Consider the following 23,700-nt stretch of genomic DNA (forward strand, 5'->3'; position numbering starts at 1 on the left):
CCGTTCACCCTGAACACCCTGGACATACAGAAGGCGAATGGAGGAGCCTGTCGTCGAAAGTGAGCCGGGCAGGCTTCCGGCGACGGTGAGTATCGCCGAAAAAGCAACTCACCGGGACGAGCGAACGCGCCGTTCTTCACCACCGTTTTCCGCATGGCTGCCCTCGTGCGCCGTCCGGTGAAATCCGAGCCTCGAAAAAAAACCACCTATTCTCGCCAGTCGACACCGCAAAGGGGAAAACGATGGCCGGACGCGATGGCGACCACGGTGCGCGGCCGGACCCGGAACTCCTCTCCGCCTTGAATCGTGAGGCGTTCGACCGTGTCGGACTGAGGCCGGGCGGCACCAGGCAGCCCGGACCGCCCGACCCGGCGAGCAAGCTCTTCGGCCGGACCTGGCAGGCACCGCTCGTGCTCGGCCCGCCCGCCGGGCCGGCCCGCCCCGACGACCAGGCCGCCCTGGTCCGGGCGGCAGCCGCCGCCGGCCTCCCGGCGGTGGTGGACGCGACTGGCCTGCCGGCGGTAGTGAATTCGGCCGTTCTCCCGGCAGAGTTGGACACGGCCGACGGGCATGCGTTCACTCGCCCCTCCACCGGCTCCGGCGGGCCGCTGTGGCTCCGGTCCCTCCCCCTCCGGGACCGGGAGACCGCACGGCGGCTCGTCGGACGGGCGGCCGAGGCCGGGGTCGATGCGCTGCTCACCCCCGTTCCCGCCGGCCCCGCCGGCTGGGCCGACCTCGAGTGGCTGCGCTCGGCCACCGGCCTCCTCCTGCTCGTCGACGGAATCGGCGGAACGGCCGAGGACGCCGAGCACGCGGTGGCGGCCGGCGCGGACGGAATCGTCTTCGACTCCCTACCGGCGCTTCCGGCGATCGCGGCGGCCGTGGCGGGGCGCTGCCCCGTCCTGCTCCGTGGCGGCGTCCGCAGGGGAGCCGACATCCTCGTCGCGCTGGCCCTGGGCGCCGACGCCGTGGTGACCGACCACGCCGGCACGCGGGAGGAGACCGCCGAACTGGTCCGCGAACTGACGGAGGCGATGGCGTTCACCGGAGCCGGTTCGACCGCTGACATCGGACCCGAGTCGATCCGCACCGCGCCCGCGCCGCCGGCGGCTCCCCGCCGGGCGGCCGGCCGGTCCGCACGGACGACGGCGGACCTGCGGACGGCGGACGTACGCAAGAGCGACCTGCACGCCAGTGTGTCCGACCCGGTGCTGGACACCATGAACTTCCTCAACGAGATCACGTTCCGCCATCCCGACGCCATCTCCTTCGCGCCCGGCCGTCCGTATGACGGCTTCTTCGAGACCGAGCAGATCTTCACCCACATGCGCCGCTACCTGGATCACCTCGCGGCGCAGGGCAGTTCGTCCCAGGACATCCGCACGGCCATGTACCAGTATGGTCCGACCGCTGGCCGGATCCGGGAGATCATCGCCGACTCGCTGCGCGCCGACGAGAACATCGACGTGCCCCCCGAGTCGGTCGTCGTGACCGTCGGGGCACAGGAGGCCATGCTGCTGGTCCTCCGCGCGCTGATGACCGGCCCCGAGGACGTGCTCCTGGCCGCCAGCCCGTGCTACGTCGGCATCACCGGCGCGGCCCGGCTGCTCGACGTCCCCGTCACGGCGGTCGACGAGCGGGAGGACGGTCTGCACGTCGAGGACGTCGAGGCCGCCGTCCTGGCGGAACTGGCGCGCGGACGCCGCCCCCGCGCCTTCTACGTGGTCCCCGACCACTCCAACCCGTCCGGGGCGTCGCTGGGCGCACAGGCCCGCACCGCACTGCTGGAACTCGCCGCGCGCCACGGCTTCCTCGTCCTCGAGGACAGCCCCTACCGCAGGGTGAGCCCCGGTTCGCCGCTGCCGACCCTGAAGTCGCTGGACCGCGCGCGCACCGTCGTCCACCTCGGCTCGTTCTCCAAGACCGTCTTCCCCGGGGCCCGCGTCGGCTTCGCCGTGGCCGACCAGCGTGTGCTGCACGACTCCGGCCACGAGGGCCTGCTCGCCGACGAACTCGTCAAGATCAAGAGCATGGTGACGGTGAACACGTCCTCGCTCAGCCAGGCCGTCGTCGCCGGCACACTCCTGGCCGCCGAGGGGCGGATCTCGGAACTGAACGCCGAGCCCGCCGCGTACTACGGCGACGCGATGCGGACCACGCTCAAGTATCTGGACGCGTGCCTGCCCGCCGACCGCAGGGCGGCCCTCGGTGTGCGCTGGAACGAACCCACCGGCGGCTTCTTCCTCAAGCTCCAGGTCCCCTTCCGCGCGGACAACACGGCCCTGACCCGGTCCGCCCAGGACTTCGGCGTCATCTGGACGCCGATGGCGTACTTCCATCCGTCGGGCGGTGGCCACCATGCCATCCGGCTGTCCACCAGCTATCTGACCCTGGCGGAGATTCAGGAGGGCACCGCGCGGCTCGCGCGCTTCATCGAGGCGCAGAGCGCGAGCGCGGCGTCATGACAGAAACACCCCTCGCACAGCACCCGTTCAGCACCGTTTTGACGGAAAGGTGAGGCATGTGACCAGTGGCACGTCCGCGAACAAGCCGCGCAGCAAGCCGCGCATGTGGGGATGGACCTTCCGATGAGCCCGAGTACCACGACCGAACCGCCCAGGACCGGCGTCCTGCCGCCGCTCGCCCGGATCATCGGGGTCGGCACCGCCACCACCGACGACTCCTACTCCCAGCAGGAAGTGCTCGACGCCTTCCGGATCACCGATCCGCGGATCCGCTCCGTCTTCCTCAACAGCGCGATCGACAGGCGGTTCCTCGCGCTGCCTCCTCAGGACGGCGAAGGCAACCGCGTCTCCGAGCCGCAGGGAGACCTCCTCGACAAGCACAAGGCGACGGCCGTCCGGATGGGGGCCGAGGCGCTGGAGGCCTGCCTGAAGCGGGCCGGTGCCGAACTCTCCGACCTGCGTCACCTGTGCTGCGTGACGTCCACCGGCTTCCTCACCCCCGGACTCAGCGCCCAGCTCATCCGGGAACTGGGCATCGACCGTCACTGCAGCCGCTCGGACATCGTCGGCATGGGCTGCAACGCCGGGCTCAACGCCCTCAACGTGGTGACCGGCTGGGCCGCCGCACACCCCGGCGAACTCGCCGTCGTGCTCTGCTCCGAGGCGTGTTCCGCGGCCTACGCCATGGACGACACGATGCGCACCGCCGTCGTCAACAGCCTCTTCGGCGACGGTTCCGGAGCCGTCGCGCTCATGGCGGACACCGGCCCCGGCGACGAGGCGGCGATCGCCCCCGAGGGGCCCCGCATCCTCAAGTTCGCGAGCTGCCTCATCCCCGACGCCATCGACGCCATGCGCTACGACTGGGACCGGGCGCAGGACAGGTTCAGCTTCTTCCTCGACCCGCAGATCCCGTACGTAGTGGGCGCGCACGCCGAACTCGTCGTCGACCGGCTGCTGTCCGGGACCGGACTGCGCAGGAGCGACATCGAGCACTGGCTGGTGCACTCCGGAGGCAAGAAGGTGATCGACGCCGTCACCGTCAACCTCGGCCTGACCCGGCACGACCTGCGGCACACGGTCGGCGTCCTGCGCGACTACGGCAACGTGTCGAGCGGATCGTTCCTCTTCTCCTACGAACGGCTCCTCGACGAAGCAGTCACCCGGCCCGGTGAGTACGGCGTACTCATGACCATGGGGCCCGGGTCCACCATCGAAACCGCGCTGATCCAGTGGTGACGGGAACGGAGAGCAAGGTGCTCACCCTGACAATCGACGGAACCGAGCCCGTGTCGGCCACAGCAGTCAAGGCCGTGACGACCGTCTGCGACGAGGCCGAGGACCGGCCCGGACCGGGCATCGTGACCGTGGAGGTCTCCGGCGCCCCCGCGGCGGGCTGGACCGGCGGCCTCGGCATCTCCCTGGTCACCAAGTGGGAGCGCGCGCTGCGCCGGCTGGAGCGGCTCTCGGTGGCCACCGCCGCGGTGGCCACCGGCGACCTCGGAGGCACGGCCCTGGAGGCGTTCCTGGCCACGGACGTCCGCGTCGCCATACCCGGCACCCGGCTGCTCGTCCCGTTCGACGGCGAGGCCACCTGGCCCGGGATGGCCATGTACCGGCTGGTCCAGCAGGCCGGAGCCGCACGCGTGCGGAGGGCGGTGCTGTTCGGTGCCCCGATCGACACTGCCGAAGCGCTGGCGCTCGGCCTCGTCGACGAACTGGCCGACGACCACGCCGCCGCGCACGCCGCCGCGGCACGGCTCACGTCCAGCACGTCGGCACCGGCCGGCAAGGAGCTCGCCATCCGGCGTCAACTGCTGTTCGACGCGACGACGACCAGCTTCGAGCAGGCTCTCGGCGCCCATCTGGCCGCGGCCGACCGCGCTCTGCGCGGGCAGCCGTGAAGGAGGCGTCGTGACCGCGACCGCCTCCGGCCGGCAGGAGGCCCTCGACGTCTGGGCGGGCCTGGCCGACACCACCCGGCAGGTCGAGAAGGTGCTCCTGTCCCTGCCGTCGCCCGGTGCGCGGTCACCCGAGCAGCGCGCTGAGGCGGCGGCCGCCAAGGACACCGCCCGCGCGCTGCGCACCCGGTTCCTGGACGCCCACGCGGACGCCGTGTACGACGGGCTCACCGACGGCCGCACCCGCAGCCTGAAGATCGCCGAACTCGTCGAGGCCGCCGCGGCCGCCTTCCCGGGTCTGGTGCCGACGGCCGCACAGCTCGCCTCGGAGCGCAGCCGGCCGCAGGCCGACAAGGAAGGCCACGAGATCGACCAGGGCATCTTCCTCAGGGCGGTCCTCGGATCGCCCTCGGCCGGCCCGCATCTGATGGACGCCATGCTCAGGCCCACGCCCAGCGCGCTGCGGCTGCTCCCGGAGTTCACTCGGACCGGCGTCGTGGACACCGGCTCGGTCCGGCTGGAGCGGCGCGACGGCGCTGCGCACCTGACGATGTGCCGCGACGACTGCCTCAACGCCGAGGACGACCGCCAGGTCGACGACATGGAGACGGCCGTCGACCTCGCCCTGCTCGACCCTCAGGTCCGGGTGGGGGTGCTGCGCGGTGGGGAGATGACCCACCCCCGCTACCGCGGGAAGCGCGTCTTCAGCGCCGGCATCAACCTCAAGAGCCTGCACGCCGGAGGCATCTCCCTGGTCGGCTTCCTGCTGCGCCGTGAACTCGGCTACATCCACAAACTCGTCAGGGGAGTGCTGAGCGAGGACGACGGCACCGGCACCTGGCATACCCGCGGGACCGAGAAACCGTGGGTCGCCGCGGTCGACACGTTCGCCATCGGCGGCGGCATGCAGCTGCTGCTGGTCTTCGACCACGTACTGGCCGCGTCCGACGCGTACTTCAGCCTTCCCGCCGCCCGCGAGGGCATTGTGCCGGGAGCCGGGAACTTCCGGCTCGGGCGGCACACCGGGCCCCGGATCTCCCGCCAGGTGATCCTCCAGGGACGCCGGATCTGGGCGACGGAACCCGACGCGCGTCTCCTCGTCGACGAGGTCGTGGAACCCGGGGACATGGACAGCGCCGTCGAAAGGGCGGTCGAGCGGCTCTCCGCGCCCGCGGTGCCCGCCAACCGCACCATGCTCAACCTGGCCGAGGAGCCGCCGGAGGAATTCCGGCGCTACATGGCCGAGTTCGCGCTGCAGCAGGCTCTGCGCCTGTACGGCGAGGACGTCATACAGAAGGTGGGCCGCTTCGGCGGTGGTGCCTCGTGACGGAGACTCCCGGCGGTCCCCGCGTCCGCTACGAGAAGAAGGACCACGTCGCCCACGTCACCCTCGACCGTCCCCACGTCCTGAACGCCATGGACACCCGGATGCACGAGGAACTCGCGGTGATCTGGGACGACGTCGAGGCCGACGACGACGTCCGGGTCGCGGTGCTCACCGGGGCCGGCGACCGCTCCTTCTCCGTCGGACAGGACCTCAAGGAACGCGCCCGGCTCAATGCGGAGGGGGCCCCGCCGACGACCTTCGGCAGCCGGGGCCGGCCCGGCTGGCCCCGGCTGACCGAAAGGTTCACCCTCTCCAAACCCGTGGTGGCCCGGGTCAACGGATATGCCCTCGGGGGCGGCTTCGAACTCGTCCTGGCCTGCGACATCGTCATCGCGGCGGCCCACGCCGTGTTCGCGCTGCCCGAAGCGCAGCTCGGACTGGTTCCGGGTGCCGGCGGTGCGTTCCGGCTCGCGCGCCAACTGCCGCTCAAGGCCGCGATGGGGTACCTGCTCACCGGGCGCCGGATGACCGCGGCGATGGCCCAGCACTTCGGGCTGGTCAACGAGGTCGTGATGGCCGACCAGCTCGACCGCTGTGTCGAGGAGTGGACGAACGACCTGGTCCGCAGCGCCCCGCTCGCGGTACGCGCCATCAAGGAAGCCACCCTCGCCTCCCTCGACATGCCGCTCGAGGAGGCGTTCACCGCCCGGTACACCTGGGAGGAGAAGCGCAGGGACAGCGACGACGCGGTCGAGGGCCCACGCGCCTTCGCGGAGAAACGCGACCCGGTCTGGTCCGGCCGCTGATCGCACCGCCCGCCGCCGAGGCCCTCCTCGTGGCTGCCCTGTTCAGCCAGCCGGCCCTGGTGCAGGACGTAGATGCGGTCGGCGTGACGGACTCCGGACATGCGATGGGTGACCAGGACGGCGGCCCGGTTCGGTGCGGCGAGTCGGCGGATGCGGTCGAACGCGGCGATCTCGGCTTCCGGGTCCAGGGCGGAAGTGGGCTCGTCCACGATGAGGATGCTGTCCGCCGAGGAGGTGGAGCTGCGCCAGTGGGTGCGGGCCAGGCCGATCTTCTGCCACTCGCCGCCGGACGGTTCGCCGGCGCCGCGGAACATTCGGGCCAGCAGACTCTGCAGGCCGTCGGGGAGCTTCCCGATGATCGGTCCCAGGTGGGTGGCGCGAGTGTGGTCAGTGCGGGGCTTGGTGAGGATCCGCCAGTTCTTCAGATGCGCGAAGCCGCGTTCGACCGGGGCGCGTCCGGCGGCCGGCGGGTGGGAGGCGGTTGGGCACTGCCTCCCACTGTTCGATCGCTCGCGGGAGGACGGCTGAGCGGGTTGCGAACCTGAGTGGGGGTGGCGGGCGATTCCATGGTGTGGCCGGTCTGCGAGCAGTTGTGGCAGTGCTGACCTAACGCCGACTTCGCCGACGCCCCGTCAGGTATGCCTCCCGGCCGGCACCAACCTGACCAAGCTCTATCGGCTGTTGAGGGCTACCGTCTCGTCCGGCACCAGCGGTGACGGCACGCCCGGCCCGCGCCCGGCGAACCGCATGGCGACGCACGCCCCCAGGTACAGCAGGGCGACGACCAGCAGCAGCGCCTGATAGCCCGTCACCAGCGCCAGATACTCGAGCGCGCCCCCGGTCAGCGCGCCCAGCAGATTCGCGCCGAACGCGGATGTCGGGTTCGGGGCGAGCGCGAGGCGGTCCGAGAAGATGAGGTTGGCGCAGAAGATGGGGGCGAAGGCCAGGGCGATGGCGGCGGCGAGCCGTCCGGCGAAGGGCAACGAGAGCACGGCGTGCGCTGGGACGAGCCAGGCTACCGCGAGGGTGCCGAAGAGCAGGAGCTGCAGCAGCAGCTGGTTGACCCGCTGTAGCCGGCGCCGGACCTCGACCGCCGCCAGGACGGCGAGCAGGACGCCGATGAAGACCAGGGCGTTGACCAGCCAGGTCGTACCGAAGTAGAGCGCGAAGCCGATCACGTTCTTCGTTTCGAGCAACATGAAGGCCGCGCCCATCAGGAACATGTCGGTGTAACGGACCGTGCTTCGGATGCGAACCCCGGTCAGGCGCACCGCCAGGAGCGTCACCAGCAGGATCGCGCCCAGCGCGCCCAGGTACAGCGTGGGAATGTCCCGGTGGAGCAGATACGGGAAAGGGTGGTCATCGCTCGCGGCCGCCGGGACCGCGCCGCTGGGCTGCCAGATCTGATCGCACGACTGGTCGGTGGCCGTCATCCCGGCCACCAGCACGGCCGCGTTCTTGCTGAACGTCGTCATGCAGGGGGCGTGGCCGTAGATGTCATCGAGGGAGCCGGCGAAGCGGTCGACCAGCCAGCTCTTCCGGTAATAGTTGTACATGGCGAACGCGCCGTGCGGCGCCAGGTGATCCCGCGCTGCCTCGAGCGCCTGCTGGGTGAACAGGTAGCTCTCCAGGCGCAGATTGCTCGCCCCGGCCACCAGCGTCAGCGAGTCCGGCAGCGCCAGGACGACGAGGTCGTACTTGGTGCTCGTCCGTTCCAGGAAGGCCCGTCCGTCGTTGATGTGGACGTGCACCCTGGGGTCGTCGTACGGCCTCGCGGGGTGCAGCTGTGCGCCGATCTGCTGCAGCCGGGGATCGATCTCGACCGCGTCCACGTGCTCCGCTCCGTGCGCCAGCGCGACCGCGATGTCATTGCCGTTGCCGGCCCCGATGACCAGCACGCGCTTGTGCGGGTTGCCGGGCGTCTGGTCGTACGCCTGCCGATAGGGCGAGTTCTTTTGCATCAGCACCGGGAGCGGCGCGATGCTCTGGTGCGGGACGCCGTTGGCGGAGATGCGGTATCCCTGGGTGGTGGACGTCAAGGGCGTGAGCTGGACCTTGTAGTAGGGCGACCAGGAGATGCCGGCCGTCGTCGTCTCCACGAGCAGCGCAGCGACCATCGCCGTGAGCGGGATGCCGTACCGCAGGGTGTTGCGCCGTCCGCCGAGGATCAGCAGGGCCGCGGCGGCGAGTACGCCCCACACGACCGACGGGGCGCGGAGCCAGGACAGCAGGGCGAAGGACACCGAGCCGGAGAGGCTGCCGAGCAGGTCGTAACGGTAGGCATCGAGCGAGCGAAGCCGGCGGAAGAGATCGGCGGTGATCTTGCCGATCGCGGCCATGATCACCGCGGTGAGGAGGAAGATGGCCGGCAGTGTCACCCACTCGGGCAGGCCGGTGGTCTTCACGGTGGTGAAGTAGATGACCTGGTCGCTGCTCTGACGCACCTGCACCGGAAACTCGCGTACCAGGATGACGAGAAGCGCGAGGGGGACCGGTGCCCAGCGTTTGAGCCATTGCCCGCGCGCGGCGGGGATCAGGAACCCGATGCCGATGCCCAGGAACGACCCGAGCAGGATGAAGTTCGAAAAGTAGCTGAGGTGGACGACGTTGGCGCCCGCCCATCTGATCAGTGCCAGCTCGACGAAGAGCATGGTGGCGCTGGCCAGCAGGAGCCTCCAGCGCACCGAGCGGTCGGTTTCTCTGGTTTCGATCAGTTTCACGCGCAATCACGGTGCCACCTTCGGCACGGTAGGTCGAGGCGACTTGCCGATTCTATGGCGATATGGCCTGGCCTGGACCGATCTTGCGGACCGTCTCCACCAGCAGCACTCCGTCGGCCTGGGACACCACCCCACGAACCGCCGTCCTCGATGCGGACACGCCGTCCCGTGGCAGGCCCACTGCGCCTGGACGGAGCCATCGCGACCTTCGGTCGGCCGCACGCGGCCGCCCCAGCCACTCATCGAGTCTCACTCACGACCCGATAAGCCCCATTAGGTGTTGATGTCGACCGCCAGTGACGCGAGGGTGGCCAGGGCCCGGGGCCGGGCGTAGCGGTGCGGTTCTGTCAGGGTGCGGGCGTCAGCGTAGAGGCTGAGGAATGCAAGGCCCGGGGAGAGTCACGTTCGCCCGTATTGATCGCGGGATGCCCTGGAGGGTGAGGACGGCCTCGGGGCGGTCTCGGCGAGGGCGGGGCCGCGGACCGTCTCGCCCGCGTTGAGCCGGCCGAATGGGGCTACACGTAAACGCTGGTTACGTCCACATCGCCGGGAGGATGATCCAGACGACGGCGCCCCCGTCGGGGTGGTTGGCCGCGCCGTAGTTGCCCCCGGCGGTGCGGGCGATGGCGGCGGTGATGGCCAGGCCGAGGCCGGTGCCGGTGGTGGTGCGGGCATGGTCGGCCTGGGTGAAGCGGTCGAAGGCCCGGAGGAGGAAGTCGGGCGGGAAGCCGGGGCCGTGGTCGCGTACCTCGATGCGGATCTGTCCGTCCTCGTGGCGGGCGGTCACTGCGATGGGGCCGTGGCCGTGCTCCTGGGCGTTGCGGATCAGGTTCGTGACGGCACGTTCCAGCCGGTCCTCGGGGATTGCGGCGGCCACGCCGGCGGGGCAGTCGACGGTGACCGTCTTGTCCGGTGCCCCGTTGCCGAGCCGGGCGGCCACGCGCCGCAGCACCGGCTGGAGGCCGGGTACGGCCGCTGCCCCTGGGGCAGTGCCCTGACGGCGGTCGGTGCGCGCGAGAAGCAGCAGGTCCTCCGTCAACTGGACCAGTCGTACCGTCTCTTCCAGTGCGGAGGCGAGTGCGGCGTGCAGTTCGGTGGCGTCGCGGGGGTGGCGCAGGGCGAGTTCTATCTCGGTGCGCAGCAGGCTGAGCGGGGTGCGCAGTTCGTGGCCGGCGTCGGCGACGAACTGCCGCTCGCGGTCGAGGGCGGCCTGGAGCCGGGTGAGCATGTCGTTGAGGGTGGTGGCGAGGCGGGCGATCTCGTCGCGGCTCGGCGGCACGTCGAGGCGGCGGCCGGGGGTGTCCTCGGTGACGGCGGCGGCCTGGGTGCGCATGCGTTCCACCGGGCGCAGGGCCGCGGCGGCCAGCAGGTAGGCGCCGATGGTGGCGAGGACGAAGACGATGGGCAGGGCGGTGACCAGCTCGCGGACCAGGTCGTCGAGGGCCTGCTGCTGCGCCGCGCGGGCGACGCCGGTGGCGGTGCCGTACTCGCTCTGGGACTCGCGGAAGCGGCTGAGGGTGAGGTAGCCGGCCCCGGCCAGGACCAGGGCCATCACCGCGGCGAAGATCGCGGTGAGGCGGATGCGCAGCGGGATGCGGTTCATGACGTGTGGGCGGTGGTTCGGCCGCCGTCGGGGCGGATGCGGTATCCGGCGCCGCGGACGGTCTCGACTGCCTGGGTGCCGTAGGGGCGGTCGATCTTGTCGCGCAGGGCCTTGATGTGGGCGTCGACCACGTTGGAGCCGGGGCTGGTGCCCAGGTCCCAGCAGTGCTCGACGAGCATGGTCCGGGTCAGGACGGTGCCCGGGCGGCGCATGAGGGCTTCGAGGAGGGCGTACTCCTTGGCGGTCAGGGTGATCTCCTCCTCGCCGCGCCGTACGGCCCGCGTGGCGGGGTCGAGGACGAGGTCGCCGGCGGCCAGGACGGTGGGGCGCTCGACGGGACCGCGGCGGATCAGGGCGCGCAGCCGGGCCATCAGCTCCTCCAGGCTGAAGGGCTTGGTCAGGTAGTCGTCGGCACCGCCGTCCAGGCCCTGGACGCGGTCGGCGACGGCGTCCTTGGCGGTCAGCATCAGCACCGGAAGCCAGGTGCCGCGTCGGCGCAGGGTGGCGCAGACCTCGAAGCCGTCCAGGCCGGGCAGCATCACGTCCAGCACCATCGCGTCGAAGGCGGCCACATCGGTCAGGGCGAGCGCCTGCGGCCCGTCGGCGGCGGTGTCGACGGCGTAGCCCTCCTCGGTCAGGGCCCGGCGCAGCAGGTCCCGCATCTTCGGCTCGTCCTCGACCACCAGGATCCGCATGCTTCTTCCTTCTGCTTCTGCTGCTGCGTGCCGTTTGCCCCCACGATCCCGGCCGCGGGTGAAGCTGGCATGAAGTAACCCGGATGGGGGTGCTCTTCATGCCAGCTTCATCGGCAGCGGTTTGTCTGGCCACACAGGCACCATCGACGACGAACCCGACGAGGAGTGGCCATGTCACCCCGTTCGCACATGAAGCCGGTCGCAGGGGCAGCGGCCACGTGCCTGCTGATAGCGGGTTCCGGCCTGCTGGCGGGCTGCGGCACCGCGAGGACAGAGGGCGCTGCTGGGGGCGGTACGCAGACGGTCGCGGCCCCGACGGCCACCCATGGCCAGGCGCAGCAGCCCGTGCAGACCACGGAGGCCGACTGGAAGCCGGTCGCCGACGCCCTCGGTCGCACCGGCACCCTGATGAAAGGCACCGTCTACCGCGTCCCGCTGCCCCGCAAGGATCTCAAGGTCACCACCCAGGGCGTCGCCATCAAGCCGGGCCTGTCGCTCGGCGGCTACGCGACCTTCGCCAAGTACCACGACGGGACCATGCTCATGGGTGACATGGTCGTCACCGAGGACGAACTGCCCAAGGTCACCGACGCGCTGCAGGCCGCCGGGATCGAGCAGACCGCCCTGCACAAGCACCTGCTCCAGCAGTCCCCGGCGATCTGGTGGGCACACGTCCACGCCATGGGCAACCCGGTCACCCTGGCCAAGGGCCTGAAGTCCGCGCTGGCCGCCACCGCCACCCCGCCCGCCTCGCCGCCTCCGGCCACCCAGCCGCCCATCGGCCTGGACACCGCCGGCATCGACAAGGCGATCGGCGGCAAGGGCACCGCCGACGGCGGCATCTACAAGTTCTCCATCCCCCGTAAGGACACCATCACCGACGGCACGCACGCGCTGCCGCCCGCCCTCGGCATCACCACCGCCATCAACTTCCAGCCGCTGGGGGGCAACAAGGCGGCCATCAACGGCGACTTCGTGATGACCGCCCCCGAGGTGCAGAAGGTCATCCGCGCGCTGCGCAAGGGAGGCATCGACATCGTCGAACTCCACAACCACACCTTGAACGACCAGCCGCGCCTGTTCTACATGCACGTCTGGGCCACCGGCGACGGCGTCACCCTGGCCAAGGCACTCCGCCCGGCCCTCAACGCCACCGCGCTGGCTCCCGCGCCGTGATCGGCTGGGGCCAGATCGTCTACGGCGCCGTGCTGTCAGCCGTCGTCGCCGCCGTCCTGATCGCCATCACCCGTGGCCGCAGCCGTGCTGTCGTCGCGACCGGTGCGCTGGCTGCGGCCGTCGGGCCCCTGGCCTGGAACGCGATCCTGCGTGCGGCCCACGGAGACCAGTTCTTCACCGATGCGCCCGTGATCTTCTTCCCCGTCAGCTGGCAGGACACCGGCTCCGGCGTCTTCACCCTGGCCGCCGCCTCCCTCGGCTACGGGCTCGGCCCGCTCGCCGCGCAGCCGACCCGCACCAGCATCCGCTACGCGCTCCTGGCCGCCGTCGCGGCCCTGCTCGTCGACGTCTACCTGTACTGAACGGCTCGGTTGCCCCGCCGCCGGTCACCCATCGGCGGGCGGCCCTTGCCGCTTCAACCGGCCATCCCGGGAAAGCCCGCACTTGATCCGGCGCCTCAGCCTCCGCACCCTGCCGGCCCTCGCCGCCGACCTGGTCGTCGCCATCGCCGCTGCCGTGTCCGGCGTCCTGCTCACCCGCGGCCGTGGCCAGCCGCCAAGGTGGCGCTGCCCTTCTGGCCGGTCAAGGAGGTCGCCCTGCCGGGTGGCAGGTGCCGCCCACCGCGCTGCTCGACCTCACGCAGTCGGTGCACCCCTCCCATCCTGGTGCCGGCGTAGAGCCAGTCACCGTCCGGGCTGGTGGTCATCGAGATCACGTCCAGGTTCTGGAGGCCACCGGAGACGTTGGTCCAACTGCGCCCGCCGTTGGTGCTGCGCAGCACTCCACGGCCGCCCTTGACCAGGCCGTTCGCGGTGAACGACGAGGTGCCGGCGTAGATCGTGTCCGGATCCTTCGGGGAGAGGACGATCTCCGAGACCTGGAGTGGCAGTGGCCCGGTGTCCGCGGTGCGGAAGTGCGCGCCGCCGTCGTCGCTGACCCGGAGCGTGGAGCCGCCGATCACCAGGTGTTTCCCGTCCTCGGAGAGGGTGATGGCGCTGACCGAGCCGTCGGCGACCTTGGTGACGGTGGCGCCGAAGTCGTCCGAACGGTACAGCCCGTCCGCCGCGCCCAGCCACAGCCGGTTGGGGTCGCGGGGGTCGGTGGCGACCGCCCGGAACATCCGGTCGTGGTAGAGCTTCTTCCAGGTCTCACCGTCGTCCAGGGTCCGGTAGACCCCGGGGCCGGCGAGGCTCCAGAAGGTGACGGCCACCCGGTCGTCGTCGACCGGGCCCACCGCCAGGTTCAGCGGTGTCTCGTTGGTCCGGCCGCGCTCCTTCCAGGTCTTCCCTGCGTCGCCGCTGCGGTAGACGTAGAAGCTGGAGAGGGCGTCTTTGCGGATCTTCCAGACCGTGTCCGGGTCCTTCGGCGAGACGGTGATCTGGCCGACCTTCCGTCCGAGGTAGGCCTCCGACCCGCTCAGTCCCCACTCGGCGGTCCGTGAGGTGGCCGGCCCGGTCGGCAGGGCGGTGCGGTAGATCTCGGAGTCGGTGCCGGCCAGCAGTTCGGGCTGGTCGGTTCCGTTCAGGACCGCCAGGTCGTAGGCGTTGACCCCCTGGATCCCCACGCGCCGCGGGTCGCTGCCGTCCTTGCCGGTGGTGAACATCCCGGCTCCCGGTGCGGACCACAGCAGGGAGCCGCCGGTCCAGGGCGAGAGGTCGGACATCACCGAGCCGCTGATGGGCTTGTTCACCACCGTCCAGGACGCGCCGTGGTCCCGGCTGAGGTGCTGCTGGGTCCCGATGGCGAAGACGGCGAGGGTGCCCCCGCTCAGGGTGATCGACTGAAATCCCCCGCCCTCCACCCGGTGCAGCTCCTTCCATCGACCGCCGCCGTCCCGGGAGCCCACGACCCGGTTGTCGAAGGTGATCACGGCGACCAGGTCCGCGTCGGCGGTCAGGTCACGCAGGCGTTCCCCTGCGGGCGCGTCGTACACCCGTTCCGCCGCCGGTGCCTCGCGGGCGTCCAGCACGCCAGGCAGCTTCCACACCGAGGTGTAACCGCCCAGGTAGAGCGAGTCACCGCCGATCGCGGCGTCCAGGACCTCCGTGCCGAGCGGGTTCGGCCGCTCGGTCCAGGTGTCGCCGCCGTCGTGGCTGAGCAGCACCGCGTCCGCTGTGACCAGCGCGAGCACTCGGGACTCGGGATCGCTGACCAGGGCGTGGAGGTGGGTGTCGGGAACGTCCAGGCGCTGCCAGTTCCGTCCGCCGTCGCGGCTGCGGAGGAGCTGCCCCTGGTAGGTGTGGTCGAGCACGCTGTTCACCGCGCCGCCGGTCTGCGCGTTGACGGCGTACCAGACGGTCTCCGGGTCCCGGGCGTCGACCAGTGCGGAGCCGGTGCCGTTCGCCACCGGCAGCCGGGAGAGCTGCCGCCAGGTCGCTCCGGCGTCGTCGGTCTTCCAGGGGCCCCGGTTGACGTACTGCGTCAGGACCGCGGTGGACGGGTCGGCCTCCGTGGTGGCGATGGTGCCGGCGGCGCCGTTGGGCCCGATGGGCTCCCACCGCCGGCCGCCGGGCCGGTTGTCCTCCGGCAGTGCCTCGAAGGCGGAACCGCCGCGCAGCCGCTCGCCGCTTTCGGTCTCGGCGCGAACCGAGACGGTGTACGTGCCCGCGCGGTCGCCGTCGAGCCGTGCCCGGTACCAGTAGCCATGGTCGTGCTCGGCCACGCTCTGAACCGGGCGGCCATGCGGGGGTGCAACGGTCACGGTCGGGGGGTCGGCGAGCGGGACGGGGCTCCAGATGAACGCGGTGGAGTCACCATCACTGGGATCCGGTGAGGTCTGCACCACCAGCGGCCGGACCGCCAGCAGGTAGGGCACCCGCAGCCTGGGCTCGCCGGTCCGCTCCGGGTCGGCGACCAGCCAGCCGGCGAGGTCACGGTCGGCGCTGACGCCGACGTCGCCGGACACCCGCACGGTGACGGACCGGGTGCCGCCGGCCGGGATGGTCACCCGGGCCGGGCTGACGTCGGCCTCGCCCGCGTCATCCCCGGCCACCCGGGTGCTCAGCCGCAGCGTCGTCGACCGGGCGGAGGTGTTGCGCAGGGTGACCTCGCCACTGCGGCTGACCCGGTCCCGGGAGAGGTCCGCCAGACCCAGCGAGAGTGACGTCGGGGAGGCGGTGACGGTGGCGTCGGCGGCGTCCGCAACGTTCAGCCGGCCGGCGCCCTGCGCGGTCGTCGGGGCGTCCTCGACCGGGGTGGCCGAGCCGATCAGCCGGGCACGGATCTCCTCCGCGGGGGCGCTGGGGTCCAGTTGGCGCAGCAGGGCGGCGGAGGCGGCGGCGTGCGGGGCCGCCATGCTGGTGCCGGAGAGCCGGTAACTTCCCGGCGTCCACTGCCGCTTCGGCCAGGTGGAGCGGATCTCCACTCCGGGCGCCACCAGGTCGGGCTCCAGGTGGAAGTCGGCGCCCGGGCCGCGGGAGCTGAACGAGGCGATCCGGTCGGTGACATCTTGGCCGGCAACGGATATCTCCACCGGCCCCTTGGACAGGGCGGCGCTCAGCTCGGGCCACTGCGTCTCGGCCAGGCCCAGGACCACGATCTTGTCCATCCGGAAGCTGTCCCCGGACTGCCGGGCGCCCAGGTCGACCCGTACGGTGCCGTGGGTGTCCAGATCCCCGGTGCCCGCTTGGGCGCGCTCTGGGGCCAGCACCGGGCCGCCGCTGGAGCTGGTGTACCCGAGCAGGGCGATCGCGCCGCGCTCCTCGGCGAGCCGCGCCTGCTCCAGCAGTCGTGGTTGGACGTCCCGGAGGCTCTGCGGCAGACGTGCGCGGTAGGCGACCACCTTGCCGGTCACGTCGCCGACCCGGTCGTAGTCCTGCGCGGTGCCGTCGCCGACGTTGACCAGCTCGCCGGTCACCGGCTCCTGGGGCGGGTTGGCCGAGTACGGCGCGCGGTAGGTCTGGAGCAGCTCCCGGCGCGGGGTGACCATGTGGGCGGTGGGCAGGGTGAGCCCGCTGGTGGAGGCGCCGACCGAGAGTACGCCGTCAGCGACGGCCGGGGTGCTCACGGTGCCGGCGCCGGGGCCGCTGTTCCCGGCCGCGGCGACGACCACCACGCCCAGTTCGCTGGCGGCGGTCGCGGCCCGGCCCAGGGGGTCGGTGCCGTCGCCCGGCCCGCCCAGGCTCAGATTGACCACGTCGGCGCGGTGCGGGTTGCCGGGGTCCACCGCCGCCTCCAGGCCGGCGATGATGTCCGAGGTGTAGCCGGAGCCGTCGGCGCCCAGCACTTTGTACGCGGTGAGCTGCGCCTCGGGGGCGACGCCGAGCACCCCGTCCGGTCGCTGTCCGTCGGCCGCGATGATGCCGGCGACGTGCGTGCCGTGGCCGTTGTCGTCCATCGGATCGTCGTCGTCGTTGACGAAGTCGTGCCCTCCGACCACCTTGTGGTCCGGGCCGAAGCCGCCGCCCAGGCCGGGGTGGCTGTAGTCGACGCCGGTGTCGATCAGGGCGATGGTGGTGCCCGCGCCACGGACTCCAGTGCCGCTGGGGTCCTCGCGCTGCCAGACCTCCGAGGCACCGATCAGGTCGACGCTGGTGTCGGTGCTGGCCCGCATCCGGGTGTCGTCGAGTACCGCAGAGACCCCGGGCAGGTCGGCCAGCCGACTCCGGTCGGCCGGTGACACGGTGAGGGCCACGCCGTTGGCAAGCCCGGTGAGCCGGGCCCGGGGGGTGGCCTCGATCCCCGCATCCCGCACGGCGGCGAGGAACCGGCTCTGGGCGGCGCGCAGTTCGGCACGCCGTTCCCGTACCTCTCGCACCGCGGAGGTGGAGACCTCACCGCGGGTGTCGATCCGCGCCTGGGCCACCGACTGGAGGGCAGGGCCGCCGTCGAGTCGTACCAGGACCCGCTCCGTGGCGCTTTCGGCGGTGGCGTCCGCGCCGTCGGCGGCGGCTGCTCGTGGGATGCCTTCGGTGGCGAGCCCGCTCAGGGCGACAGCAAAGGCCATGGTCAGCACGACAGTTCGTCTTCGTGAGAGGCGCATCGTCCAGTCGTAGCGAGCCACCGGTGTGAGCGGCAACGCTGGGGAAGTCCCCTTGCGGCCATTGGCACTCATAGGCCACGATCACGTTCAACAACTCAAGGAAACTGCGGTGAAAGCGGCCAGTGGCCCCGACGGAGCGCCGATGGCCCGGCCCTGACGGGGGATACACCTGTCGCCGGGACGACGTGGACGGGGCGTGACCGTAGACGGGCCGCGCGCGGGTCGTTGCCGTAACCGGCATCGCCGAGGCGGGCTTCGAGCACGGTCGTGGCGGTGTCCGGGAGGGTGGCGTGGAAGAATCCGGTGACAGCGGCAGCCTGAGGGCTGTCGGAGTGCCCCGGTTCGACGAGGGTGTCTACCGGACGCTGCTCGGGCATCGCGACGCGACCCCCGCTGAGTTGGGCAGGGAGCTGGGCTTCCCCACCGACCGAGTGGACCGCGCGCTCACCCGGCTGCGGCTTCAGGGGCTGGTGAGCCGGCTGTCCGGACGGCGACGGCGCTACACCGCCATCGACCCGGACGCGGCGGTGGAGGCCCTGGTACGCCACCGCACCACGCAGTTGGAGGCGGTGCGCACCACCGCGATGGAACTGTCGTCGCTGTTCCACTCGGTACAACGGGGGGACGGCCGGGGCGGCGCAGTGGAACTGCTGGAGGGACCCCAGTCGCTGGGCCGCTGGTTCGTCCGACTCCAGCACCAGGTCCGCGAGGAGATGCTGGTACTGGACCGGCCGCCGTACGCGCTGGCGCCGAGCAACCCGATCGAGCCGGGCAGCCTGGGCGGCGGGGTGCGGTGGCGGGCGGTCTACACCCCGGAAGCACTGGAGGTCCCGGGCGCGTTGGAAGAGATCGAGAGGCTGGCGGCGTTCGGCGAGGAGAGCCGGGTGCTGCCGGACCTCCCGATGAAGCTGGCGATCGCCGACCGCCAGGTGGCGCTGCTGCCGCTCAGCCTGGACCTGGACACCTCCCGTGCCCTGCTCGTTCGGGAGTCGACCCTGCTGGACGCGCTGATCGACCTCTTCGAGTGCTACTGGGTACGGGCGCTGCCCCTCGTGCACGGTGGGCGGCCTACGGCCGGTGGGCCGCACCCGGCAGGCGGCCCGGACCCTGACGGCCCGGACGAGGCGGGCCGCGCCCTGGTCGCACTATTGGCCAGCGGAATGACCGACGCCGCGATCGCCCGCCGCCTGGGTCTTTCCACCCGCACCATGCGCCGCCGCACCCGCCGGCTGTTCGACGAACTGTCCGCGAGCAACCGCTTCCAGGCGGGAATCCAGGCGGCCCGCCGGGGCTGGCTGTAGTCCAAGGCCAGCTGCCCGGTGCGGGAGAGGAACGAGCCGTCCGTGAAGCGGTGCAGGACCGGGGGCAACTCCAAGGGCGGTCTGCAGGGCGACGGGTCATGCAGCTGATCGGCACCCTCGGCGGCATCGATCCAACCCGCCGGGCCCTGCTGACCACACCGCTGGAGTCGTGGCACGGACTGCTCACCGAGCACCGGTTTTATACGGCCCGCTCACGTTCGGCCCGGCGGTCGGCGCCGTCTGGACCGCCGTCTGCCTGGCGTGCGCCTACTGCCTTGCGGTCTTGAGCCGTTCGGAGCGGCAGGTGGTGCGGTTGACCTGTTCGGCGGTGCGGTGGACGTCGTCGGCGACAAGGTTGTTGAGGTTGACCGCGAATGTCTCGCCGTTGCGCATGCCGCAACAGGAAGCTGTCGTCGCCGGCGGAGCGTATGTGGCGCAGCTGCCCGGGTGAGGGGATCACGACCCGCTTGGGGTCGTACTGGGGCGGCTTGATCCCGGCGACGGGGTTGTCGCCGAACACGCCCAGGCGGTGGGCGTCCAGCAGGATCGCTTGCAGCTTGTCGAAGGCGTCGGACTGGGCGGCCAGGCCGATGCCGTTGCGTTCCAAGGTCTGGATGAAGTCCTCGACGACCTTGTGGTCGAAGGTCTGTCATACGCCCGCTCACCAGCAGCGGCGGAAGCCTGTTCCTCCACCTCGCACTCGACCGGTGCCGCGGCAACCTGGCCCCTCGCCCGCCACTCGCTCAAGCGCATCGAGGCCTCCTTGGAGGCCCAGCCCGAACTGACCGGCCAGTACCGGCCGCTGAGAGAGGCGGGCCGGCACCGGTGGTGTGCGCAGCGGGGTGGGTACGACAGAACCGCAGCCGGCCGGGGAGCTCGTTCAGCACTTCGCGCTCGCGCTGGCCGGCGGGCAGTGCCCGCAATGTGTGTCGACGGTCCGGGACGGCCCGGAGCCTCCTGTCAGACCCGGAGCGGTTCAGGGAACGTCGGCCCGATTACGGCGGGCCGGGATCCTTCCAGTGCTCCAGGCGGCGCTGTCACCATTCGTCGTCGTCGCCGACCACCAGGAAGCTGCCCACGACGCCATCGTCAGAGAACACGCCCCCGTGGACGGTGCGGGTCACAACGCCATTGGTGGCGCCGTGCGGGCCCACGGTGGCGACCGGAGCACCGTTGTCACAGGTGAAGCCACGGAAGACCTCGATGGTCTTCCGGCTGTCATTGAAAACGTTGAAGCTGCTGGAGCCCAGTCCGCTGGCCGCAGTGATGCAACCCTCGGTGGAGGCGGAGTACGCACGGTCGTTGAAGTAGATCCTTCCCTCGTCCTTGTGGCCGTGGTCGCGTCCGCCGTCCTCGCGGTCGCGGCCCTCGTCCTTCTCTCGGCTTGCGCTGCCGCCGCTCTCGGGAGCCGCGGCAGGGGCGGCTCGTTGCTCCGGTTGGGCGGCTCGTTGCTCAGGTTGGGCGGCTCGTTGCTCAGGCTGGGCCGCCCGTTGGACAGATACGGCCGGCCGGTGGGCGGACGGGGACGCCGGGGCGGATCCGGAGGTCGCGGCGTAGGTGATACCGGTGGCCGCAAGTAACGCCGCGCCTACGCCGGCAGCGGCCACAGCAAAGGTACGCGTGGGCATGTCACTTCTCTCTGTCTGACGGATGTCGGTCGGGCGACCGACCTGTGACGAACGTAATGACAGCTCTGGTAACTGTCATTTCGGACATGTTCAAGGCGTGACACCCTGGGGCCAGTCGGGGGAAAACGCGGCACTCACCGCATACCGATGAAGTGTCTGCGTCTCGCAAGGTGCACAGCGTCAAGTCGTCCGGGGCGGCTGAGTGCGGGTCGGGAACCGCTCCGCCGTCGCACTGTTGCCCGCGCTCGTCGAGGAAGACGCCAAACGTCCCGGACCATGACCGGTCCGGGACGCTTTTCCACCCTGTCGGATCCTGAGAACACCCTGTCCGTCGGTGGTCGCTCGCCAGCGGTGGTGAGCCGCGCCGAGGGGGTCCACGATGGAGGAGCGGCGGATTGACGGCCCAGAGACGATCACGACCCTGGGCTGGTCGCCTTCGGGCGTAGTCCCTGCCCCCGATATCCGTACCTCCCGTCACCTCCCGTACCGGACTGTGTCCGGAGAGTGGAAGCGGAGGCCGGGCGACGGCCAGAAGGAAGAGCGTGATGCCTACCGACATCGAGCTCCTCAAGACCGACGACGAGGGGCTTGAGGAGCTGTTTCGCAAGAGCCCGGCCGGTGAGATCCCGAAAGGCCCGATGGAGGGTATGGCGATCTTCCCTGATGCAGGCCCTGCCGGGGCGCGGCTGATCGCCGGCCTGGTGCATCTGACCTCGTGGCGGGGCAAGGTGTTCAGCCCGGACGGCTACCTCAGCAACCGGCTCACCCCGCTGGACATCCTGTCCATCGTTGCCATGGTCGGGCCCGGCCCGAGCCTTCTGGACGACCAGGAGTGCATCGTCATCGACTACTCCCACACGTCCCTGGTGTTCGGGGGCGTGCGCGATGAGATCCGCCGGGTCGGCCCGCACCTGTACTTGGGTCTGATCTGGCTGTTCGGACGCAAGGTCGGATGGTTCACGCTGCGCGAACCGAACAGCGGCAACGGATAGGGCCGAGCGCGCCGAAACCGTGACGAAAGGCCCCGATCTTGTTTCCCACCACCATTCGCCCCCGCAGTTCAACGCCCCAAATCCCGCGTGGCATTGGAAAGGCCGAGCCCTCTCGGCACCTCTCCGGCGCCGCCCTGGCCGCATCGGCCGCCATGGCACTGACCCTGACGGGACTCTTCGCGCCCACGCCTCCCACCACGCCGGCCCCGTTGCACGGAACAGTCACCAGCGCGGGAAAGCCGCTGTCCAACGCCAACGTCACACTCTTCGCCGGAGACAGGCAAGGCGTCCGGGAACTGGGGCGCGCCACGACCGACGCCAACGGAGCCTTCCGGATCCGGTCCGATCAGCGCACTGGCTCCGTGCTGTACGTCGAAGCCGCCCCCACTGGCGCCCGGTCGTTGCGCCTGCGCTCCGTCGTGGGGTTCGGCCCCGGCGGCGGCGTGCCGCAGCGCTCCGAATCCGCTGTCACGGTCAACGAATTCACCACCGTCGCCGCCACCTACGCGCTGGCCCAGTTCACCGACCAGCGCGGCGTCACCGGGCCGAGCCCCGGCCTGGAGAACGCCGCAGCCACGTCCTACAACCTCGCCGACCCGGCCTCGGGGAAGCCCGGCAAGGTCGTCACCGACCAGAACAACGGCAGCAAGAACGACACCCTGGCCACCCTCGGCACCCTGGCCAACCTCGTCTCCCTCTGCGCGCCGGGAGCGGACACCGGGCGATGCCGGGACATGCTGCGCCTGGCGACACCGCAGCGCGGGAACGCTCCAGGAGACACGGCACAAGCGGTGCTCAACCTGGCCCGCAACCCGAGACTGGCCACCGGCACGCTGTACGCCCTGGCCGGACGGGCACATACCTACAGCCCCGTGCTCACCGAGGCGCCTACGGCCTGGGTGCTGGCCCTGCACTACACCGCCCCCGAGGTCTATGCCCCCGGCCGTATCGCCGTCGACGCCAAGGGCAACGTCTGGGCCGCCAACAACTGGCTGCCCGGAACGCGAAACCCCAGCCCTTACGTCACCGTGCAGGACCCGGTGGGCAACCCGACCCTCAACAGCCCCATCAGCGGCGGTGGCATGAAGGCGGGTGCATGGGGCATCGCCATCGACCACGAGGGCTCCGTGTGGGTGCCCAGCTACGGCGGCGACGCCATGTCGAAGTACTCGTCGACCGGAAAGCCGCTGTCGCCCAGCACAGGATTCAGGAACGGCGACCTGAACCACCCCCAGGGCACCGCAGTCGACCAGAAGGGCAACATCTGGATCGCCAACTTCTACGGCCTGAAGGGCAACCCCGGCCAGGGAAGCGTGATCGTCTACCCCCATGGTGATCCCTCGAAGGCGATCACCATCAAGGGCGGCGGCCTCGACCACCCGTTCTCCATCCAGATCGACGGTCACGGCCGGGCCTGGGTCTCCAACGCCCGCCTCAACGGGGCGAAACTCATGGACACACGTGTGCCCAAGGGCCACGCGGGCGGGAGCGTCACCGTCATCGGCCCCGACTTCAGGCCGACCTCGTTCTCCCCCATCAAGGACAGCTCGCTCGACTGGCCCCTCGCACTGGCCGTCGACTCCAAGAACAACGTCTGGGTGCCCAGCTTCGTCAGTGACTCGGTCACCGAGATCGGGCCGAGCGGAAAGGTCACAGGCGTGCACAAACTGCCCACGGCCATCGCTCCCTGGTCCATAGCCATCGACGGATCCGACCGTGTTTGGGTCGCCGGCTTCGGCGCCCCCTCCGTCTCCGTCCTGTGCGGCGTGAACACCAGCGCTTGCCCGCCCGGCTCCTCCACCGGCTCCGTGCTGTCGCCGCCCAGCGGGTACCGCAGCAACTCCATCCAGCACCTCACCGCCGTCCAACTCGACCAGTCCGGCAACGTCTGGCTGGCCAACAACTGGTCCGAACTCGTCCCACCCACCGGCGGCAACGGCCTGGTCGAACTCATCGGAGTCGCCACACCCGTTTGCACACCCCTGACTCCGGTACCAGCACGTCCAGCAGCGACCAGCTCAACCGCCTGCCCCACTCGGACCAGGGCGCAGCCCGGATGAACTTCGACGGGGTCGCGGTGTCTCTTGGGGAGCGGGTGGGAGGAG

16 protein-coding genes and 1 pseudogene are annotated in these 23,700 nt (G+C 70.9%); 10 read left to right on the forward strand and 7 right to left on the reverse strand.

Annotated elements, in window-relative coordinates:
* Positions 1–242: 242 nt before the first annotated feature.
* The 5 genes from ACFY4A_RS12630 to dpgD all read left to right on the forward strand — a co-directional run bounded on the left by ACFY4A_RS12630 (position 243) and on the right by dpgD (position 6,499).
* Complete coding sequence (locus tag ACFY4A_RS12630; protein ID WP_390829412.1) at positions 243–2,465, forward strand: aminotransferase class I/II-fold pyridoxal phosphate-dependent enzyme; 2,223 nt, start codon at positions 243–245, stop codon at positions 2,463–2,465.
* Between the two features lie 123 nt (positions 2,466–2,588).
* Complete coding sequence (gene dpgA / locus ACFY4A_RS12635) at positions 2,589–3,704, forward strand: 3,5-dihydroxyphenylacetyl-CoA synthase DpgA (RefSeq protein WP_390829413.1); 1,116 nt, start codon at positions 2,589–2,591, stop codon at positions 3,702–3,704.
* 17 nt (positions 3,705–3,721) lie between these two features.
* On the forward strand, positions 3,722–4,369 hold the full coding sequence (dpgB, locus tag ACFY4A_RS12640) for an enoyl-CoA-hydratase DpgB (protein ID WP_390829414.1): 648 nt from the start codon (positions 3,722–3,724) through the stop codon (positions 4,367–4,369).
* Positions 4,370–4,430: 61 nt separating this feature from the next.
* Positions 4,431–5,693 (forward strand): (3,5-dihydroxyphenyl)acetyl-CoA 1,2-dioxygenase DpgC, encoded by a 1,263-nt coding sequence (gene dpgC / locus ACFY4A_RS12645; protein ID WP_390829574.1) that lies wholly within the window; start codon positions 4,431–4,433, stop codon positions 5,691–5,693.
* On the forward strand, positions 5,690–6,499 hold the full coding sequence (gene dpgD, locus ACFY4A_RS12650; protein WP_390829415.1) for an enoyl-CoA-hydratase DpgD: 810 nt from the start codon (positions 5,690–5,692) through the stop codon (positions 6,497–6,499). Before dpgC ends, dpgD begins: the two co-directional genes overlap by 4 nt.
* Before the next feature lie 26 nt (positions 6,500–6,525).
* On the opposite strand, the pseudogene ACFY4A_RS12655 reads toward dpgD, so the two are convergent.
* The 4 genes and pseudogenes from ACFY4A_RS12655 to ACFY4A_RS12670 all read right to left on the reverse strand — a co-directional run.
* Positions 6,526–6,855: pseudogene (locus ACFY4A_RS12655) on the reverse strand (ABC transporter ATP-binding protein); the annotation flags it as partial.
* Positions 6,856–7,170: 315 nt separating this feature from the next.
* The gene (locus ACFY4A_RS12660) at positions 7,171–9,219 is read right to left on the reverse strand and encodes a spermidine synthase (protein ID WP_390829416.1); all 2,049 of its coding nucleotides are present in this window, start codon (positions 9,217–9,219) and stop codon (positions 7,171–7,173) included.
* 532 nt (positions 9,220–9,751) lie between these two features.
* Positions 9,752–10,822, reverse strand: coding sequence for a sensor histidine kinase (locus ACFY4A_RS12665; RefSeq protein WP_390829417.1), 1,071 nt, complete (start codon positions 10,820–10,822; stop codon positions 9,752–9,754).
* On the reverse strand, positions 10,819–11,517 hold the full coding sequence (locus ACFY4A_RS12670; RefSeq protein ID WP_390829418.1) for a response regulator transcription factor: 699 nt from the start codon (positions 11,515–11,517) through the stop codon (positions 10,819–10,821). The genes ACFY4A_RS12665 and ACFY4A_RS12670 overlap by 4 nt, the downstream gene beginning before the upstream one ends.
* Positions 11,518–11,688: 171 nt before the next feature.
* Here ACFY4A_RS12670 and ACFY4A_RS12675 point away from each other — a divergent pair, with 171 nt between their 5' ends.
* Together ACFY4A_RS12675 and ACFY4A_RS12680 are read left to right on the forward strand one after the other, a co-directional pair.
* Positions 11,689–12,693 (forward strand): DUF1259 domain-containing protein, encoded by a 1,005-nt coding sequence (locus tag ACFY4A_RS12675; protein ID WP_390829419.1) that lies wholly within the window; start codon positions 11,689–11,691, stop codon positions 12,691–12,693.
* Positions 12,690–13,055, forward strand: coding sequence for a hypothetical protein (locus ACFY4A_RS12680; protein ID WP_390829420.1), 366 nt, complete (start codon positions 12,690–12,692; stop codon positions 13,053–13,055). Before ACFY4A_RS12675 ends, ACFY4A_RS12680 begins: the two co-directional genes overlap by 4 nt.
* 170 nt (positions 13,056–13,225) lie before the next feature.
* On the opposite strand, the gene ACFY4A_RS12685 is transcribed toward ACFY4A_RS12680, so the two are convergent.
* The gene (locus ACFY4A_RS12685; RefSeq protein ID WP_390829421.1) at positions 13,226–17,638 is read right to left on the reverse strand and encodes a S8 family serine peptidase; all 4,413 of its coding nucleotides are present in this window, start codon (positions 17,636–17,638) and stop codon (positions 13,226–13,228) included.
* Between the two features lie 326 nt (positions 17,639–17,964).
* Here ACFY4A_RS12685 and ACFY4A_RS12690 point away from each other — a divergent pair, with 326 nt between their 5' ends.
* Positions 17,965–18,975: a helix-turn-helix domain-containing protein gene (locus tag ACFY4A_RS12690; protein WP_390829422.1), complete on the forward strand. Its 1,011-nt coding sequence runs from the start codon at positions 17,965–17,967 to the stop codon at positions 18,973–18,975.
* Positions 18,976–19,242: 267 nt separating this feature from the next.
* On the opposite strand, the gene ACFY4A_RS12695 is transcribed toward ACFY4A_RS12690, so the two are convergent.
* Positions 19,243–19,368, reverse strand: coding sequence for a hypothetical protein (locus ACFY4A_RS12695; RefSeq protein WP_390829423.1), 126 nt, complete (start codon positions 19,366–19,368; stop codon positions 19,243–19,245).
* A gap of 644 nt (positions 19,369–20,012) precedes the next feature.
* Entirely contained in the window at positions 20,013–20,603 is a 591-nt protein-coding gene (locus ACFY4A_RS12700) for a hypothetical protein (RefSeq protein WP_390829424.1), read from the reverse strand.
* Positions 20,604–21,148: 545 nt separating this feature from the next.
* Here ACFY4A_RS12700 and ACFY4A_RS12705 point away from each other — a divergent pair.
* Both ACFY4A_RS12705 and ACFY4A_RS12710 read left to right on the forward strand, forming a co-directional pair.
* A complete protein-coding gene (locus tag ACFY4A_RS12705) occupies positions 21,149–21,595 on the forward strand; it encodes a hypothetical protein (RefSeq protein WP_390829425.1) in 447 nt (148 codons plus the stop codon).
* Between the two features lie 152 nt (positions 21,596–21,747).
* Positions 21,748–23,655: a hypothetical protein gene (locus ACFY4A_RS12710; protein WP_390829427.1), complete on the forward strand. Its 1,908-nt coding sequence runs from the start codon at positions 21,748–21,750 to the stop codon at positions 23,653–23,655.
* The last annotated feature ends 45 nt before the right edge of the window (positions 23,656–23,700 follow it).

The sequence above is a fragment of the Streptomyces sp. NPDC001292 genome, assembly GCF_042896465.1.
Classification (GTDB): domain Bacteria; phylum Actinomycetota; class Actinomycetes; order Streptomycetales; family Streptomycetaceae; genus Streptomyces.

Excerpts from the sequence above, each read along its gene's own strand:
- ACFY4A_RS12630 (WP_390829412.1), top strand. The coding sequence starts at position 243 with ATGGCCGGACGCGATGGCGACCACGGTGCGCGGCCGGACCCGGAACTC.
- dpgA (WP_390829413.1), top strand. The coding sequence starts at position 2,589 with ATGAGCCCGAGTACCACGACCGAACCGCCCAGGACCGGCGTCCTGCCG.
- ACFY4A_RS12665 (WP_390829417.1), bottom strand. The coding sequence starts at position 10,822 with ATGAACCGCATCCCGCTGCGCATCCGCCTCACCGCGATCTTCGCCGCG.
- ACFY4A_RS12670 (WP_390829418.1), bottom strand. The coding sequence starts at position 11,517 with ATGCGGATCCTGGTGGTCGAGGACGAGCCGAAGATGCGGGACCTGCTG.
- ACFY4A_RS12675 (WP_390829419.1), top strand. The coding sequence starts at position 11,689 with ATGTCACCCCGTTCGCACATGAAGCCGGTCGCAGGGGCAGCGGCCACG.
- ACFY4A_RS12685 (WP_390829421.1), bottom strand. The coding sequence starts at position 17,638 with ATGGCCTTTGCTGTCGCCCTGAGCGGGCTCGCCACCGAAGGCATCCCA.
- ACFY4A_RS12695 (WP_390829423.1), bottom strand. The coding sequence starts at position 19,368 with ATGCGCAACGGCGAGACATTCGCGGTCAACCTCAACAACCTTGTCGCC.
- ACFY4A_RS12700 (WP_390829424.1), bottom strand. The coding sequence starts at position 20,603 with ATGCCCACGCGTACCTTTGCTGTGGCCGCTGCCGGCGTAGGCGCGGCG.
- ACFY4A_RS12705 (WP_390829425.1), top strand. The coding sequence starts at position 21,149 with ATGCCTACCGACATCGAGCTCCTCAAGACCGACGACGAGGGGCTTGAG.
- ACFY4A_RS12710 (WP_390829427.1), top strand. The coding sequence starts at position 21,748 with ATGGCACTGACCCTGACGGGACTCTTCGCGCCCACGCCTCCCACCACG.